This is a genomic window from Pedobacter jamesrossensis, assembly GCF_042650905.1.
GTDB classification, from domain to species: Bacteria; Bacteroidota; Bacteroidia; order Sphingobacteriales; family Sphingobacteriaceae; genus Pedobacter; species Pedobacter jamesrossensis.
Genome location: NZ_JBHSBY010000144.1, coordinates 1 through 19,664, shown reverse-complemented (window position 1 = coordinate 19,664; position 19,664 = coordinate 1). Strand labels below are relative to the sequence as shown.

Below are 19,664 nucleotides of genomic sequence, written 5' to 3'. Positions count from 1 at the left end.
TATTAATCAAGCTTTTTATATCTGATTCGTTTTGGCGTTACATCACCTAAACGTTTCTTTCTGTTTTCCTCGTAATCAGAGTAATTTCCTTCGAAGAAATAAACTTCTGAGTTTCCTTCGAAAGCCAAAATATGTGTACAAATTCTATCTAAGAACCATCTATCGTGACTAATTACTACCGCACAACCGCCAAAGTTTTCTAATGCTTCCTCTAAGGCACGTAAAGTATTTACGTCAATATCATTGGTTGGCTCATCGAGTAAAAGTACGTTTGCGCCTTTCTTTAAAGTAATTGCCAAGTGAACACGATTACGTTCTCCGCCAGATAAAATACCAACTTTTTTCTGCTGGTCGCCGCCATTAAAGTTAAATTTAGAAACATAAGCACGACCGTTAACTGCTTTAGTGCCTAATTGAATGTTATCTAAACCATCAGTAATGTTTTCGTAAACCGTTTTATCCGCATCTAAATCATTGTGCATTTGGTCAACATAACCCAATTCTACAGTTTCACCTACACGGAAAGTTCCATTGTCTGCCTCTTCCTGACCCGTAATTAAACGGAACAAAGTGGTTTTACCAGCACCATTTGGCCCGATAATCCCTACAATGCCTGCTGGTGGAAGTGAAAAGTTAAGGTTATCGAATAAAACCTTATCACCATAAGATTTGGTAACATTCGTTGCTTCGATAACTACATTACCCAAACGTGGTCCGGCAGGAATGAAAAGCTCCAGTTTGTCTTCTCTTTCTTTGCCATCTTCTGATGCTAATTTATCGTAATTTGCTAAACGAGCCTTGGATTTTGCATGGCGGGCTTTTGGTGCCATACGTACCCATTCAAGCTCGCGTTCTAAAGTTTTCTGGCGCTTACTTTCTGTTTTTTCTTCCTGAGATAAACGTTTGGCTTTTTGATCTAACCAGCTGCTGTAATTTCCTTTCCAAGGAATACCCTCACCTCGATCTAATTCTAAAATCCATCCGGCAACATTATCTAAGAAATATCTATCGTGAGTTACGGCGATAACTGTACCTTCATAATTTTTCAAGAACTGTTCTAACCAATCAATACTCTCCGCATCCAAGTGATTGGTAGGCTCATCTAATAGTAAAACATCAGGATGTTGTAAAAGCAAACGACACATTGCAACACGGCGGCGTTCACCACCCGATAATACACCAATTTTAGTTTCCGGGTCTGGACAACGCAAAGCATCCATTGCTCTCTCTAGTTTCGAGTCAATTTCCCATGCGCCTAAAGCATCAATTTTATCTTGAAGCTCACCTTGTCTGGCCATTAATTTGTCCATTGCATCCGGGTCAGAATAATTTTCTTCTAAACCGAAAGCCTCGTTAACTTCTTCGTACTCTTTTAAAATTGCAGTTACTTCGGTAACGCCTTCTTCTACAACTTCGCGTACCGTTTTTTCAGGATCCAAAATAGGTTCCTGAGCTAGGTAACCTACCGAATAACCTGGCGAGAAAACAACTTCACCCTGGTAAGATTTATCTAAACCTGCAATAATTTTAAGTAAAGAAGATTTACCAGAGCCATTTAGACCGATAACTCCGATTTTAGCACCGTAAAAAAATGATAAGTAAATATTTTTTAAAACCTGTTTTTGTGGTGGGTAAATCTTATTTACACCAGCCATTGAAAAGATTATTTTTTCGTCAGACATTATGAAATTTTATTTGTGCAAAGATGCTTAATTTCAAATGAAATGGAAACTTGTTTTCGAGAAAGATACACAGATTGAGTTGCAAAGCTAAAGATGAAGATTTATGAAGACAACGTAAACAAAAATCTTAAAGTACTATTTATCGATACATTACTTTCAGGTTTCTAACTTAAAAGAAACCTTTGCAATCTTTAATGTGTTGGCAGAGATTGCAATTATTGTGTTGTCGGTGTTATCGAAAATGTCGAAAGGCTTAGTGGCATTAATGTGACAACAAAAACGAAATCAATATTGCTTCAAGGTTTTGAGGCAATCGGAGTGAAAACGCTATAAAAAATGATAACGAAGAAAAATAATTGATATAAAATTTACTAATTGAAATTAATATTGTTTTTATTAGTTTTAGGGCAGATTTTTAAATCGTTACCCCATTTAATTTTTTTTATAATACGATGTATTTAACGCCCGAAAGAATAATATTAGTGAGAAGTAGTGTAATTGTTATAGGCGAGGTTAAGGATGCTGATTCTATTTTCAGGATTACAGTTGATGGGGTATTTAGGGGTTATATTCAACTTTTAAATGGCGAGTATCAGATGATGGCTGGCTGCAAGATGAGTAGACATAAATTTAATAATATTGTTGAAGCTATGAAAATGGGAATTGATAAGTGGAATAGTTTGCACGACTATATCTATGATTGACCCTCATCTTTTTTTTGTGCTTGCATTTCTTGAAGAAACTTCAATTCTTAACCCACGTTAAGGTATATCAACAGCCTTTAAATTGGTTGATACCCTTGAACAAAAACTTAAAGAAGAAATGTTATCTTATCAACTCACCTCCTTTAACAAATTAACCTAGGTTTTATAGTAAGGACGATACTAAACTCATCACGGGTAATCCTGTTACGGAGTCTGTCGAATTGTCTTATGTCGTCTATTTTCAAAAGAGAAACCTTAGAGCTCCCTTTTGGTAAAATGTGCTTTATAGGTTTTCTAGAGGCTTTTTTGTTTTTATAATCCACATTTTTTATAGATTTAGAAACAAATTTTACACTTAATTTATTTGTAAATCTCTAAAATTGCTTGTGTTGAATCTCCCAAAGATTTAGCGATTACTAACCAATATAAACTTATTTATCATTAATGAAAGAAAGCCGATCAATCTTGCTAAAAGACCGTCCTTTTAAAGGTCTGTTCAAACAAAAATCAACTAACCAAAACCAAATGTAAACATTATGAAAAAAGGAAATTTACTCAAATTATTTCATGTACATCAGGTCAGTAACATCAAATGGATTTTTGCACTACCGCTAGTAATGGCTGCAATGATTACTCCAGGTTACGGCTCAATATCTAAAATGAATGCTTCAGTAATTACACTAAACAAATTGGATATTCAAATTACAGGAACTGTTAAATCGGCATCTGGAGAAACACTACCCGGGGTTTCTGTAAGTATAAAAGGTGGAGGGAAAGTGGTGATGACTGACACTAATGGAAATTATAGCATCTCAGTACCAGAAAATGCAACTTTGGTTTTTAACTATGTCGGCTTTAATTCAAAAGAGGTTGTTGTTGGTTCAAACCCGGTTCTCAATATTATTTTAGAATCATCAGACACAGCATTAGATGATGTTGTGGTTATTGGTTATCAAACCATAAGAAGAAAGGATTTAACTGGTGCAACCGGATCTGTTAATACAGGTAATACCGAAAGACTGGTTTCGCGTTCGCTACCAGAGGCGCTTCAAGGACAAACACCAGGAGTTTCAGTTAGAAACGGAGGTGCCCCAGGACAAGAGGCTGTGGTAAACATCCGTGGTTTAGCTACATTTGGAAATGCGAGCCCTCTTTATGTAATTGATGGTATGATTGCCGATCCAAACACGACGGTTAGTCCGAACGATATTGAGGATATTCAGATTTTAAAAGATGCTTCTGCCGCTGCAATTTATGGTTCGAGAGCCGGTAACGGTGTAATCTTAGTTACAACCAAAAAAGGTAAAGAAGGACCAGCAAAAATTAATATTACTTCCAGGTATAGCATATCTCAAGTTCCAAAAACTTACGATATGATGGATGCAGCAGAATATGCAGCTACCAACTCCCGGGCTTATCAGGCTTCTGGAATTGCCATTCAGCCGGGTATTGCTAACTATAATGGTCGTGTAAATACCGATTGGGTAGATGAAACGTTGAGAACTGGTTCGGTACAAGATTACAATGCTAGTGTTTCTGGTGGTGGTAATGGATCCAAATACCTCATTTCAGGTGGTTATTTCAAAGATAAAGGCGTATTAATTGCAAGAGAATTTGAGCGTGCATCATTCAGGGTAAATACCGAAACCACTAAAGGAAGATTCAAATTCGGAGAGAACATTGCCATTTCTTCTTCTACCTCAAAATCACCATTTCAGGGAGGGGCATTTGCCGGAAATCCCTGGTATGATATGTTTAGCAGTGTACCACTAATTCCAGTTCAGGATAACGCTTTAATCAGTACGAATAATCCTGGAGGTTGGGGTTACGGCTCAAATGCGAGCATCAATACTTTTTCGCGTAACCAGGTAGCCATTGCGAACATCACTTCAGTTAAATCAAATTTTGCAAAAATTTTGGGTAACGCTTACGTAGATTTTAAAATTATCGAGGGCTTAAACTATAAGTTTAACGCAGGTATCGAAACGAGTTTCGATAAAAGTAAATCGATTAGAAAAGATGGTTCCTGGTATCAAAACCAATCGCCAGATTTTAGCCAGTTAAGCGATAACCGCTCTCAATTTTTAAGTTATTTGTTAGAGCATACTTTAAATTACAACTATGTTTTAGGTAAACACAGCATTAATGGTGTTGTGGGTTATACCGAACAAACTACACAAACAGATAATACTTTTGGTAGCGGCATTAAACTTGCACAATTTGGAGGCGATTACTTTGGTACTTTAACTTCTACTGCGGGCGAAGGTCGTACCTCATCAGGAACTTTGTTTAAAAGTTTGTTAAATTCATATTTAGGCCGATTAAATTATACTTACAACGATAAGTATCTGGTAACTTTTACATTCCGGGCAGATAAAGATTCACGTTTCTCTCCTCAGTTTAGAACGGGTTATTTCCCTTCTGGAGCTTTAGGCTGGAGAATTTCAAAAGAAGATTTCTTTAAAGTAGATTGGGTTTCAGATTTAAAACTAAGGGCATCGTATGGTGCATTGGGTGTAAATACCTTAAGTCCTTACCAATACATTGGTTTCTTAAACCAGGCGCCAGATGTGATTTTGGGCAGTGGGCAGGTAACCAATCCGGGTGCTATTCAGGCTAAATTAGCTTCGGGCGATTTAAGATGGGAAAAGAAAAAAACAACCAATTTAGGTTTTGATGCATCATTATTCAAAGACCAGTTAACTGTTAATTTTGATGTATTTAAATCGGTTTCGGAAGATGTTTTATTAAGTCAGCCATTGCCAGGATACTTAGGTAATTTACAGGGAGATCCGATTGTTAATATTGGTTCAATCCAAAATAAAGGTGTTGAATTAAATTTAGGCTATCGCCCGAGTTCAATAGGCGAATTTAAATGGGATATCGCTGCCAACATTAGCGTGGTTAGAAATAAAGTATTAGAATTGGGTAATTTAGGTATTGATTTAGATACCGGATTACCAAAAAATTATATTCAATCAGGTAATACCAGAACACAAGTGGGCCGTTCAATTGGCGAATATTATGTATTGAAAACGGATGGTATTTTCCAGAATCAGGCAGGAATTAATGCTCATAAAGCCCAGAGTGCTTATGCCAAACCAGGCGACATTCGTTATGTAAACACATTTGATGGGGGTACAAATGATGATATTAATGATAAGGACCGTGTATTTGCGGGTTCTGCATTTCCAAAATTCACCTCTGGTTTACAATTTAATTCGAGGTATAAAGATTTCAGCCTATCTATCCAATTATATGGCGCTTTCGGGCAAAAATTATATAACGATGTACTAAGAGAGTTGGATAGTTACGGAGACGCCAACTACAGGAGAGCTATTAACCCTTGGACACCTACCAATACCGATACCACTTTCCCTAGATTAGGATATCAATTCGCCGCAAATGATAGAGGTATTAACGAAAATGCAAGAGGAAATACCGACCGTTGGATTGAAGATGGCTCGTTTTTAAGATTGCGTAATGTAGAACTTGGTTACAGCTTACCTGCAAAACTAATCTCTAAAGCGAATGTTAGCAGTGCAAGATTATATTTTAGCGGCCAAAACTTATTTACCATTACTAAATACAGCGGACTTGATCCTGACGTAGTTGGCGCAAATCCAAATCTTGAGCCGGGAGTAGATAATGGAAACTACCCATCATCAAGAATAATTTCATTTGGTTTAAGCGTAGGATTCTAATTTTAATATAAAAAATCATGAAAAAATATATCATCATATTAGCAGCGTCGTTTATTGTCATATCTGGTTGTAAAAGAGATTTCGATGCGGTTAACCCTAATGCCCCAACCATATCTAGTTTTTGGAAAACAGAACAAGATGCAACTAAAGGCATTAATGCAGTTTATAGTACCTTTTATCGCACAGCCAGTTTATATTCCCGCTGGATGTTTTATCACGGAATTTTAAAATCTGACGAAGGTTTTGGATCTGGTGGAGATGGCGGATTGAATAACTTGATGCGCTTTAATCAAACCAATTATAATGACGGATTAACTGCTCAAACCTGGCAAACGTTATACGTTGGCGTTTTCAGAGCCAACCAGGTTATTGCAAATGTACCTGCTATAAGCATGAACGAAACAAATAAGAAAAGAATTATTGCAGAGGCAAAGTTTTTAAGGGCTTTATTTTATTTCAATCTTACGCTTTATTATGGTCGCCCGCCGTTAATGTTAACACCTTCTCAGCCTAAAGATGTTCCGGCAAATGCAACAACCGAACAAGCCTATGCTCAGGTGGCTAAAGATTTAACCGAAGCCATAGCTGATTTGCCAGTAAGTTATGCTGCGGCTGATTTAGGCAGGGCAACAAAAGGGGCAGCTTATGCGCTTTTAGGTAAAACTTATCTTCAGCAAAAAATGTATCAACAAGCTGGAGATGCTTTTGCCTATTTGGTAACCGGAGCAGGAAGTAATACTTATACTTTAACTGCCGATTATCGCGATAATTTCATCATTACCGAAGAAAATAACAGCGAATCAATTTTCGAAATTCAGTTTAGCGAAAATCAATCGGAAAGTACTGATGATGATGTGGATGAATCAAGAATAAACAATACAGGTACATCAATTTCTCAGTTCTTTGCTCCGCCGGGAGTAGGGTTCTCTGATGGTGGTGCACGTAGATGGGTTGTTGACGAGTTTTTACAAGAAAAAACAGTTTCAAACGCTCAAGACCCACGTTTAGCTGCATCGTTTATTTTTAACAATGCAGATCCTGCTGGTCCAACAGCGACAATGGTATATGGCCAAACTTTCCAAAGTCGTTATGGCAATGGGCCAGATGCAAATAAGGTATGGTTCCGTAAATTATTAAATGATCACTGGAAAAATCAGGAGGGATTTCGCTCTCCAAATAATTATCGTTTAATTCGTTATGCAGATGTTCTTTTAATGTATGCAGAATGTTTAAACGGTTTAAACAGAACAGCAGAGGCTTATCCTTATGTAGACAGGGTTAGGCAAAGAGCTGGCTTGGCAACATTAAGTGCCGCTAAACCAGGTTTAAGCCAAGCACCGTTTTTAACTCAATTAAAACATGAGCGATTAACTGAACTTGCAGGTGAAGGATGGCGCTGGGCCGATTTAGTTCGTTGGGGAGATTTAAGCCCAGCTTTGGCAACTAGAGATGCTGATTTTGCAGGATTTATCGTTGGTAAACATGAAGTGTATCCAATCCCACAAAGTGATATCGACTTAAATTCAAATTTAACGCAAAATCCAAAATATTAATTCATAGAAGGCTCTCAAAATAATTTAAAAGATTTTTTAACAGAATAAATATTTCGACAGTTCGTCCTTCCCTTGAAAAGGGAATCTTAAAGCGATAGAAAGGGTTCAAATAAGTTCCTACTAAAGCATTATGATGCCCAGTCGATGGTAGCATGACGATAGTGCCAAATTTAATTCTTTTAAAATTGCTGAATGTTTTATTCTGAGAGCCTTTTTAAATACGTCCTATTATGAAAAATCGAAAACCAAATGGATTAAAGTTGCACATGATTACGCGGGTGATTTTGGTCTCTTTAGCCATTTCTTGCGGAAAATCGAGTAGCCCTACTCCAAGCCCTGAGCTACCCGTTACCACAGTTAGCACTTTTGCAAATCCGTTAATGAACGGGGCTGATCCATCAGTATTTCAAAAAAATGGGGTTTATTATTATTTACAAACCAATGGAAGCTCAATTAACTTGTGGAGCACAACAGCTATGTCTAAATTAAGCTCAGCAATTCCTAAAACTGTTTTTACGCCAGTTGCAGGGGCGCCTAATTCAAGAAATGTTTGGGCACCAGAATTATTCTTTTTTGATGGTAAATGGTACATTTATTATACCGCGGGTAATGGTACTGATATTAGCCAGAGAACCTGGGTGTTAGAAAACAGTAGCGCCGATCCAACAACCGGAACATGGGTTGATAAAGGTAAAATTTTTAGTCCAAGTGCAGATTTATGGGCAATAGATGGTTCGGTTTTGGAAGTAAATGGAAGCAGATATTTTATTTGGTGTGGTAGGCCAGATGTAACCAATGTGAATTTGACACAAAATATCTATATCGCTAAAATGACTAATCCATATACATTGGAAGGAACAGCTACAAAATTAACGGAGCCTGAACTTTCATGGGAAAAAAATGGGTTTGGTGTAAATGAAGGACCGCAAGCCTTAATATCGCCCGATAATAAAGTTTTTTTAATTTATTCTGCAAGTTATTGCGGAACGGATGATTATGCTTTGGGCCAGTTAAGTTTAAAAGCTGGTGGCAATCCATTGGTAAAAGAAGACTGGACAAAATCTACCCAGCCTGTTTTTACTAAACAACCTCAAAGTAATGCTTTTGGTCCTGGGCACAATTCATTTTTTAAATCGCCAGATGGTAAAGAGAACTGGATCATTTATCATGCAAACTCTGCTACCAACCAAGGCTGTGCCGATAAAAGAAATGTTCGCATGCAAAAATTCACTTTTAAAGCAGATGGTTCTCCTGATTTTGGGGTACCTGTAGCAACTGGTTTACAAGTTAATATACCTTCAGGAGAAAAGTAATATGACTACAAAAAATTATCAATTACGGATAGCGTTTATCTGCATAATGATGTTTATTACTCACATAAGTTGGGCACAAACATTCACTAATCCGTTGCTGCCATCGGGTGCAGATCCTTGGAGTATTTATAAAGATGGCTATTACTACTATACCAACACAACGCAGAATAAAATAGTTATCTGGAAAACCAAAAACCTTGCAGAACTTAAAACAGCAGAAAAGAAAACCATTTTTGTTCCGCCTGCAAATACAGCTTATTCCAAAGAGCTCTGGGCACCAGAAATACATTTCATTAATGGTAAATGGTATGTTTATTTTGCTGCAGATGATGGTAATAATAACAACCATCGCATGTATGTGTTAGAAAACTCATCAAAAGATCCATTAAAAGGCAACTGGGTTTTTAAAGGTAAAGTGGGCGATGAAACTAATAAATGGGCTATTGATGGTTCGGTTTTTACCTATCAAAAACAGCTTTATATGGTTTGGGCAGGTTGGGAGGGAGACATCAACCAAAAGCAAGAAATTTATATTGCAAAAATGAAAAACCCTTGGACCATTGAAGGAGAAAGACATAAAATCTCTACACCACAATTTGAATGGGAAAAACACGGTGATTTAAACGATCCAAATAATCCACCACATGTTGATGTAAACGAAGGGCCACAAATTTTAATGAACAATGGAAAAGTTTTCTTGATATACTCAGCCAGTGGTTGCTGGACAGATTTTTACGCGTTGGGCATGTTAACGCTTAAAGGCAAAAATATTTTAGATGCGGCGTCATGGGAGAAAAGTAAGCAACCTGTATTTAAACAATCACCAGAAAATGGGGTATATGCTCCAGGCCACAATTCGTTTTTTAAATCTCCTGATGGAAAAGAAGATTGGATTTTGTACCATGCAAATTCTGGCCCAGGCCAGGGTTGCGGAGGGCAGCGTTCACCAAGAGCTCAGAAATTTACCTGGAATTCAGATGGTTCTCCAAATTTCGGTATTCCGGTTAAAACCAGTCAGGAGTTGAAAATTCCTTCTCAAAAAAATAAATATTAGTCGGCAAGTGCCGAAGATTAAAATCAATTATGAAAAGATACTTTAATTATTTACTCCTTGCGCTGTTGAGCATTTCAGCAGTCGCAAATGCTCAGGAACCTACACCAATCGTTGGAAAAGTATGGTCTATAGAAAAAGCCAATGCATGGTATAAACAATACAAATGGATAAACGGTGCAGATTTTCTTCCGAGTACAGCCATTAATCAATTGGAAATGTGGCAAGCTGACAGCTTCGATCCTGCAACCATTGATAAAGAATTAGGATGGGCTGAAAGTATTGGCTTCAATACAATGAGAGTTTATTTGCACAGTTTGGCATGGAAACAAGATCAGGCGGGTTTTAAAAAGAGAATGAATCAATACTTAACCATCGCCGATAAACATAAAATTAAAACCATTTTTGTGTTTTTTGATGATTGCTGGAACAAGCAAGCTAAAATTGGAAAACAGCCTGCTCCAAAACCAGGTATTCACAATTCTGGGTGGGTTCAGGACCCCGGTGATCCAGATTCAAAGCAAGAAGAAAATTTTCCGGCACTTGAAAAATATGTGAAAGATGTAATGACTCATTTTAAAACCGATAAGCGCATTTTGTTGTGGGATTTATACAACGAACCTGGCAACTCAGGTAAATTAACCACTTCTTATCCGCTATTAAAAAGTGTATTTACGTGGGCGAGAGCTGTTAATCCTGATCAACCCATTAGTGCAGGTCTTTGGGCATGGGATTACAAAGAATTAAATGCGTTTCAGGCCTTAAATTCTGATGTGATTACTTACCATGATTACGAGGAGCCACAATGGCACCAAAGGGTAATTGATATGTTAAGATCTCACGGCAGACCAATGATCTGTACTGAATACATGGCTCGTACAAGAGGCAGTCGCTTTGAAAATGTAATGCCTATTTTGAAAAAAGAAAACATTGGTGCGATAAACTGGGGATTAGTTGATGGCAAATCTAACACCAAATATGCGTGGGATACACCCCTTCCAAATGGAGATGAACCTAAAGAATGGTTTCACGAAGTTTTTAGAAAAGATGGAAGCCCTTACAAAAAAGAAGAGGTTGAGTTGATTAAAAAACTAAATGATATCAAATAGTAATTCAAAAAGGTAAGATTGTTATATTGGCTATCCTATCTAACATTTATGAAAGACAAAAAATTAAGCAGGACATTAGTCCTGCTACTTTTTTTTAGTGTTTTTATAGCACAAGTTACACAAGCACAAAAAATATTTTTTAAGCACTACACGGTGTCTGATGGTTTGTGCGCCAACACCATTTGGGATATAGAGCAGGATGAACAAGGTTATATGTGGTTTGGCACCAAATATGGACTAAGCAGGTTTGATGGTTACGATTTTAAATCTTTTCAACATCAAAAAGGTGTTTCAGGAAGTTTGGGTAATAACTTTATCAGAAAAATATTCAAATTCGATTTAAAAACTTTTTGGATAGGAACCGATGAAGGTATTTATATTTTTAATCTGGAAACCGAAAAATTCACACTTTTTAAACCATTACAACATTTTTTTATCAATGATATCATCAAAGCAAAAGATGGCAACATCTGGATAGCTACTAAAGAGAAGGGCGTGTTTTGCTACTCACCCCAAACTCAAAAAATAAAGCATTTTTCAACTTCCTCAACACCCCGAATATCATCAAACGAGGTACCTAAGCTACTGCAAGATAATGCCGGAGAGATTTGGATGGGAACCTACGGAAAAGGAATTGATGTATTAAATCCTACTACGAATCAAATCCGCCGATATACTTCTTCTTCATCAAAGGGCAGTCTTTCAAGCAATGTTATTCTTGATTTATATAGAGATTCTGGTGGAGACATCTGGATTGGTACAATGGCCGGAGGTCTGAATTTTTGGAATAAACGCTCGAATACTTTTACTGTATACCAAAAATCGGCAGGCAATTCCATCAGCGATAATATTGTACGGACAGTTTACGAGCCAAAGCCAGGATATATTTGCCTAGGAACGGAAAAAGGATTAAATATTTTCGATAGAAAGAATAACCGTTTTACAGTTTATCAAAATAAAAACAACGATCCATTTAGTATTAATGACGATGCGGTTTATAATGTTTTTAAGGATAAAGAAGGCGGAATTTGGGTAGGAACTTACTTTGGAGGATTAAATTATTACCACGAAGGAAGTTCTGGGTTTGAATTTTATTACCCTTCGGGCGTTAAAAACGCTCTTTCTGGAAATGCAGTTAGCGCTTTTTTAGAAACCAAACCAGGACATATTTGGATTGGGACAGAAGATGGTGGCTTAAATTACTTTAACGCTGCTGATAAAACATTCAAAAAATTTCCTTTCTCGAGCAGTCAAGACAGCTTGTCGTACCACAATATTCATGCATTGTATAAAGATAAATCAGGAAATATCTGGATTGGAATGTACACTGGAGGGCTTAACGTGCTTAATCCATCCACAGGGAAAATTAAAAGATATAAAAGTGATCCCGCAAATGCGAGCACACTAAGCGATAATAGTGTTTATTCTATTGAAGAAGATAGGCAGGGTAGAATTTGGGTTTCTACTATTTCCGGACTGAATCTTTACGATCAGCAAAATGATCGATTCATTAGAATAAAAGGAAAAAATCTAGATAAGAGCTGTATATATCAGGTTTATCAGGATACCGATAATGTCATTTGGATTGCTACCTATGATAATGGACTGATTAAAATGGATCAGAATAATCATTTAACTCAATATGCTTATTCAAATAAAAATGGCTCAATTAGCTCTAACAAAGTCATCTGCATGTTCGATGATGGTTTAGGCAACTTATGGCTCGGAACGGATGGAAGCGGACTAAATGTACTGAATAAGAAAACGGGTAAATTCACTGTTTACGATGATGAAAACTGGATTAAAAGTGCTGTAATTTACGGGATTATTAAAGATAATGCTGGTAAAATGTGGTTCTCTACTAATAATGGCGTATTCGAATTCGATCCTAAAACCAAAACCAAAAGAAGTTTTGGAAAATGGGATAATTTGCAAAGTCAGCAATATAATTATAAAGCTTATTACAAAGATTCATCGGGTAAATTATACTTCGGGGGTATAAATGGATTCAATGCTTTTTATCCCGATCAGATAAAAAAAACAGTGTCAACCCCAAAAGTTTCTTTTACAAATTTTCAGCTTTTTAATAAAGACCTTGATTTTAATGACAAAAACAGTCCGCTTAAGCGTTCTATAAATTATACAGATGAAATTGTACTCCGTTCAAATCAGTCTGTTTTGAGTATTGAATATGCCTCTTTAAGTTTTATTGCGCCTAATAAATTGCAATATGCTTTCAAAATGGAAGGATTTGATAAAAGTTGGAACAATGTTGGCAGTCAAAGAAAGGCAACTTATACCAATCTTCCGGCTGGCGATTACCAGTTTCAGGTAAAAGTAATAGATGATTTGGGAGGAGATATTGGTCAGGTTTCGAGTATTAAAATCAAAATACTTCCTCCGTTTTATAAAACAGTAACCGCTTATATCATTTACCTGATTGCCTTTATTGTTGGTGCATTCTGGTTGCGTAGGTACGTTTATCAAAAGCAACGTAAGCGTAATGAAATTAAATTAGAACGTTTAAAAAACAAAAATGAGCAGGATTTCTACAAGCAGAAAATAGAGTTTTTCACCGCGATGGCACATGAAATTCGGACACCGCTTTCGTTAATTATTGCACCGTTGGAAAAACTTTTATCTAAAAAACATAGAGATGCCGAAAGTTTGGATCAACTGCAAGTCATGGATGAGAACTCCGATCGTTTGCTTACCCTGGTTAATCAATTGTTGGATTTTAGGCGCATTGAGAGTGATATTTTTGAGATACACCCTGAACCTATTGAGTTAATTTATTTGGTGAACACCATACGCGATCGTTTCTCGCCCATCGCAGAAAAAAAAGGACTCGAATTTTCGGTAGTGAGTCATTTCAAAAAGTTGGATGTAAACGCCGACCCTGAAGCACTGATGAAGATTTTAAGTAATTTGCTAATAAATGCTTTCAAGTTCGCGAGGGAGAAATTAGCGATTAAAGTAAATGAAATACATATCGCAGATAATGGAGAGGAAATGATTTCCATTAGTGTAGAAGATGACGGTATTGGAATTCCAAATGCGCAGTTGGACTCGATTTTTAAAAAGTTTTTTAAAGTTTCTACTGAAGAACATCAATACACCAATTTAGGTGGAACAGGTATTGGATTAGCGCTTGCCAAATCACTTAGTGAAAAACATGGCGGAAAACTCGATGTAAAAAGCGAAGAAGGTGTAAAAACCATATTCACTGTACTCATTCCATTTAAGCAAAACGATCTTGATGTTCATATTGATTTTGAGGAGGTGAATGAGGAACGGGAAGGGCAACAAACGGTTTTGGTTGTAGAAGATGATCCAGCCTTACTGGATTTTCTCTCTAAAAGCTTTACTGCTGAAGGTTATTTTACTTTAAGAGCAAAAAATGGAAAAGAAGGATTAAAACAATTGGATAATCATCAGGTTGATTTGGTTATATCTGATGTGATGATGCCCGTTATGGATGGTATTGAGCTTTGCAAAATAATTAAAAATGATATTGCCTATAGTCATTTACCTGTAGTACTGCTAACCGCTAAAACCAATACCGATGCCGAAATACAAGGTTTAGAAAGCGGTGCCGATGCCTACATCGCCAAACCATTTAAATGGAAACAACTTTCGTTAACTGTTAAAAATTTGTTAGAGTTGCAATCTAACTTAAAGCAAAGATTTTCGCAAAGTCCTTTAGAAGGAACGGAGATTTTGACTGGTGGAAATAGGGACAAAAAGTTTTTGGAAAAGATTACAGAAATTATCGAGGCCAGGATTTCCGATCCTCAACTATCTGTAGAAGATTTGGGTAGAGAAGTGGGTTTGAGCCGATCGAGTTTATACAAAAAAATTAAGGCAAAAACAGGGCATGTTCCTAATGAATTCGTTAGGTTGATTAGATTGAAAACTGCCGCTAAATTATTAGTTGAGCAAGAATATACTATTGCTGAAATCGGATATATGGTGGGTTTTAATTCACCCTCTTATTTTAGTAAATGTTTCTATACACAATTCGAGTTAACACCCACAGAGTTTGCAGAAAAGCACAAAAAGGAATCGATTTAATGAGCGAGAAATATAAAAGAGTTATGTTGCTAAGGATAGCAACTTTAAACAGATATGGCTATAATAACCAGCCAAATTACACTGAAAAAAGACCCTACATAAACCATTTGCATATTTTGCTTAATGTTTTTCTTTACGACAGAAGCATAAATTAACCAACCAATAAAGGCAATAAAATATAATGGAGCCGCAAATAATAACATAAGAAATGATTTAGACTCAAATATAAAGTAAATTTTTAAGCATTAAAACTTTGCCACTCGTATTTACTGTTAACTTTTTAAATAAAAAAAATAGACTTATTAGAAAAGGTTACTTTTGCAGAAAATTTCCCTACTGAATGTTTGCAAATAAGAAGACCCTTACAATTCCCCCCGTTCCAGCAGTCTTGGTATCTATTGTAAGTGTGCAAGGCGGAGCAGCAATTGCTAAAGGCATATTTCCTGTTTTGGGCGCTGCGGCAACTTCATCGCTTAGAATTGTTTTATCTGCGGTAATTCTTACAATTTTTAATAAACCTAATTTAAAAGAAGTAACCGTGGCACAATGGAAAGCCGTATCGTTGTACGGTTTAATGTTAGGTGCAATGAATATCATTTTCTATTTAGCGATAGAACGAATACCGTTGGGCTTAGGTGTAACACTCGAATTTATTGGGCCACTAACACTTGCACTAACAGGATCTAAACGGGTTTTAGATTTTCTTTGGGTGGTTTTGGCTGCATTAGGTATTGTATTAATTGCACCTTGGAGTAGCGACGGCGTAGATTTAGTCGGAGTTTTACTCGCATTACTAGCTGGTGCTTTTTGGGCAGGTTATATTGTTATGGGTGGCCGAATTTCTAAAATAATGGATGGCGGAACTGCTGTTACAATTGGTATGTTGTTCGCTTCTGCTTTGGTTCTGCCTATAGCAATTTGGGATGGACTTTTAACTAATTTGAGACCTGGTTTTCTGCTTTCAGGCTTAGCTTTAGCTTTACTATCGAGTGCCATTCCTTTTACTTTGGAGATGAATGCATTGCGTAAAATGCCAGCAAAAACGTTTAGCATTTTGATGAGCTTAGAGCCAGCAGCTGCAGCATTATCAGGGATGATTTTTTTGCACGAATACCTTTCTCTTTACGAATGGCTTGCGGTTGCTTTGGTGGTTATTGCTAGTGCAGGTGCTACATTAACAAGAAAGAAACAAGAACATGTTGTGCCAGAATGTTAAGTTTAGCTTCTTGTATAGTTTTTTTTAGCTCCATATTCGTGAAAATTCTTTTGTTCACAATCTTTAAATTAAGCATAAGCTTAACGAAAGATTGTAATATTAGCAAGACTTACTCTTCAACAACAATGCCTTTTTTTTTCTAAAGAAAAGCAACTTTTTATGCTTTATTTCGTAAGCATATAATATGAGCAACCATTTTTTAAGGCAATATTAATTTTTATTACTTCATTTATTTTAAATCATGTCAGGTTGTTTTTATTTTTCTGTCAAATTTTGTAAATTGCATGGTCAGGAGGCAACAATTTGTCAGTTAAATTGCCTTAAAAAATCCTTACAATAAGCCGACAAAAGGGCGTATTTAGAAGCTATTTAGATTTCAGCTTTTTTTAAAACCCATAAAAGAGTTATTACGTACGTATATTTTAGCGAATAATAGTTTGTTAGTATGATGTTTGCAATGTAATTTTTAGGTAGTTAGATATCCGAAAGCCTGTTTATCCACCTATATGGCGCAATTGTTGATAAAATAAACAAAACAGTAGAGTCGCTTTTTATAATTAATTTTATAGTTTAGAGGCGAGCTGTTTAAGAAAGGTATTATGGAAGCAAAATTTTCACCACAGGTTAAAGATGTAATCTCTTTTAGTAGGGAGGAAGCTCTCCGTTTAGGGCATGATTACATCGGAACCGAACATTTATTATTAGGCCTCATCCGCGAAGGCGATGGAATGGCTATAAAAATCTTACGATCGTTAGGGGTTGATACCGGTAAATTGCGCCGCTCAATTGAAGATGCCGTTCGCGGTACTTCGAGTGTTACAGTTAATTTAGGAAACATACCATTAACCAAACAGGCAGAAAAAGTTTTAAAAATCACTTACTTAGAAGCTAAAATATTTAAAAGCGATTTAATTGGTACCGAGCACTTATTATTGTCGGTTTTGAGAGATGATGATAATATCGCCTCGCAAATCTTGTTACAATACGGCGTTACTTATGATGTTTTTAAACAAGAAGTAGAAGTAAATAAGAACGGCTTCAGAGATGATATTTCAAACAGCGCATCAACAGGTGGCGATGATGATTATCGCGAAGAAGAAAGCTTTAGTTCACCTAAAAAGGTTTCTGATATAAAATCTAAAACTCCAGTATTAGATAACTTTGGTCGCGATTTAACCAAGGCCGCAGAAGAAGGTCGTTTAGATCCAATTGTTGGCCGTGAGAAAGAAATAGAGCGTGTTTCGCAAATTTTATCTCGTAGAAAAAAGAATAACCCGATTTTAATCGGTGAGCCAGGTGTTGGTAAATCAGCAATTGCAGAAGGTTTAGCCTTACGCATTGTACAACGTAAAGTTTCTCGTGTACTTTTTGGGAAACGTGTAGTTACATTAGATTTAGCATCATTGGTTGCCGGTACAAAATATCGTGGTCAGTTCGAAGAGCGTATGAAAGCCGTGATGAACGAGCTTGAAAAATCTACTGATGTAATTTTATTTATTGATGAGATTCATACGATTGTTGGCGCAGGCGGCGCATCGGGTTCGCTTGATGCATCGAACATGTTCAAACCAGCATTAGCAAGAGGAGAAATTCAATGTATTGGTGCAACAACTTTAGATGAGTATCGCCAATATATCGAAAAAGATGGTGCATTAGACCGCCGTTTCCAAAAGGTAATGGTTGAGCCAGCTACACCAGATGAAACTGTTGAGATTTTAACCAGAATTAAAGATAAGTATGAAGAACATCACGGTGTAACTTATACTGATGAAGCGATTTTGGCTTGTGTTACTTTAACATCTCGATATATTTCTGACCGTTTCTTGCCAGATAAAGCGATTGATGCTTTAGATGAAGCTGGTTCGAGAGTTCACTTAACGAACATTCACGTTCCTCAAAACATTATTGATATCGAAGCGAAAATCGAAGATATTAAGTTAGAGAAAAACAAAGTTGTTCGTAGCCAGAAATATGAAGAAGCTGCAAAACTTCGCGATACGGAGAAAAATTTAATCGAAGAATTAGACAAAGCTAAAGCGGAGTGGGAAGCCGAAACTAAAACTAAACGTTACGAAGTATCAGAAGATAACGTGGCTGAGGTTGTAGCGATGATGACTGGTATTCCGGTACAACGCGTTGGCCAAACCGACAGTGTTAAGTTATTAAACATGTACGATAAAGTGGCCGAGAAAATTATTGGTCAGGATGATGCGATTAAGAAATTAACCAAAGCCATTCAACGTACAAGAGCTGGATTAAAAGATCCTAAAAAACCAATTGGTTCGTTTATTTTCTTAGGTCCAACTGGTGTTGGTAAAACAGAGTTAGCAAAAGAATTAGCTCGTTTCATGTTTGATAGTGATGATTCACTAATTCAGATTGATATGAGTGAGTACATGGAGAAATTCGCAGTTTCACGTTTAGTGGGAGCGCCTCCAGGCTACGTAGGTTACGAAGAAGGTGGACAATTAACTGAAAAAGTTAGAAGAAAACCTTATGCTGTAATTTTATTAGATGAGATTGAAAAAGCTCACCCAGATGTATTCAATATTTTATTGCAGGTTTTAGACGAAGGACAATTAACTGATAGTTTGGGCCGTAAGGTAGATTTTAGAAACACAATCATTATCATGACCTCGAACATTGGTGCACGTCAATTAAAAGATTTCGGGCAAGGTGTTGGTTTCTCTACAACAGCAAAAACAAATCAGGCAGATTCTCACAGTCGTGGTGTAATAGAAAGTGCTTTGAAACGTGCTTTTGCGCCAGAGTTTTTAAACCGCGTAGATGATGTAGTTGTGTTCAATAGCTTAGGTAAGGATGAAATTTTCAAAATTATCGATATTGAATTAAAAGCTTTATTTGGTCGCGTTCATACATTAGGTTATGATATCTTGTTAACTGAAAATGCTAAAGATTACATTGCTGATAAAGGTTTTGACAGTAATTTTGGTGCTCGTCCGTTAAAGAGAGCAATTCAGAAATATTTAGAAGACCCAATTGCCGAAGAAATTTTGAAAGGTGAATTAGCCGAAGGGGATGTTTTAGAGATTGATTACGATAAAACAACTGAGTTAATTAGTATCGTTCATAAAAAAGGCGAAAAGAAAAAAGAAGAGCCTAAAAAGGAAGATTCTTCAAACTAATAAAATTAAAGGGGCCGTATCATAATTTAATTTTATGATACGGCCCCCTTTTTTTTTGCTTTGTATTTTACGTCTTTGTCCCTTGGCTATTTCGGTTTCAGCAATCGATATT

The 19,664-nt window shown here is 36.5% G+C and carries 10 protein-coding genes; 9 read left to right on the top strand and 1 reads right to left on the bottom strand.

The genetic code is table 11. The features are described 5' to 3' along the window. Positions 1-2: 2 nt before the first annotated feature. A complete protein-coding gene (gene ettA, locus ACFOUY_RS19295; RefSeq protein WP_378962908.1) occupies positions 3-1,682 on the bottom strand; it encodes an energy-dependent translational throttle protein EttA in 1,680 nt (559 codons plus the stop codon). A 452-nt stretch (positions 1,683-2,134) separates the two neighbouring features. On the opposite strand from ettA, the gene ACFOUY_RS19290 reads away from it, so the two are divergent. From ACFOUY_RS19290 to ACFOUY_RS19250, 9 genes are all read left to right on the top strand, one after another. Beyond that, complete coding sequence (locus tag ACFOUY_RS19290; protein WP_378962907.1) at positions 2,135-2,386, top strand: hypothetical protein; 252 nt, start codon at positions 2,135-2,137, stop codon at positions 2,384-2,386. A gap of 536 nt (positions 2,387-2,922) precedes the next feature. Then, positions 2,923-6,090 carry a SusC/RagA family TonB-linked outer membrane protein gene (locus tag ACFOUY_RS19285; RefSeq protein ID WP_378962906.1) on the top strand — a complete coding sequence of 1,056 codons (3,168 nt, stop codon included), beginning with the start codon at positions 2,923-2,925 and terminating at the stop codon, positions 6,088-6,090. Between the two features lie 17 nt (positions 6,091-6,107). Next, on the top strand, positions 6,108-7,643 hold the full coding sequence (locus ACFOUY_RS19280; RefSeq protein ID WP_378962905.1) for a RagB/SusD family nutrient uptake outer membrane protein: 1,536 nt from the start codon (positions 6,108-6,110) through the stop codon (positions 7,641-7,643). A 230-nt stretch (positions 7,644-7,873) separates the two neighbouring features. Beyond that, positions 7,874-8,956 carry a glycoside hydrolase family 43 protein gene (locus ACFOUY_RS19275; RefSeq protein ID WP_378962904.1) on the top strand — a complete coding sequence of 361 codons (1,083 nt, stop codon included), beginning with the start codon at positions 7,874-7,876 and terminating at the stop codon, positions 8,954-8,956. A 46-nt stretch (positions 8,957-9,002) separates the two neighbouring features. Continuing rightward, a complete protein-coding gene (locus ACFOUY_RS19270; RefSeq protein ID WP_378962903.1) occupies positions 9,003-10,010 on the top strand; it encodes a glycoside hydrolase family 43 protein in 1,008 nt (335 codons plus the stop codon). A 29-nt stretch (positions 10,011-10,039) separates the two neighbouring features. Next, complete coding sequence (locus ACFOUY_RS19265) at positions 10,040-11,116, top strand: glycoside hydrolase 5 family protein (RefSeq protein WP_378962902.1); 1,077 nt, start codon at positions 10,040-10,042, stop codon at positions 11,114-11,116. Positions 11,117-11,164: 48 nt separating this feature from the next. After that, complete coding sequence (locus ACFOUY_RS19260; RefSeq protein WP_378962901.1) at positions 11,165-15,190, top strand: two-component regulator propeller domain-containing protein; 4,026 nt, start codon at positions 11,165-11,167, stop codon at positions 15,188-15,190. A gap of 340 nt (positions 15,191-15,530) precedes the next feature. After that, positions 15,531-16,406, top strand: coding sequence for an EamA family transporter (locus ACFOUY_RS19255; RefSeq protein WP_378962900.1), 876 nt, complete (start codon positions 15,531-15,533; stop codon positions 16,404-16,406). A gap of 599 nt (positions 16,407-17,005) precedes the next feature. Next, entirely contained in the window at positions 17,006-19,552 is a 2,547-nt protein-coding gene (locus ACFOUY_RS19250; protein WP_378962899.1) for an ATP-dependent Clp protease ATP-binding subunit, read from the top strand. The last annotated feature ends 112 nt before the right edge of the window (positions 19,553-19,664 follow it).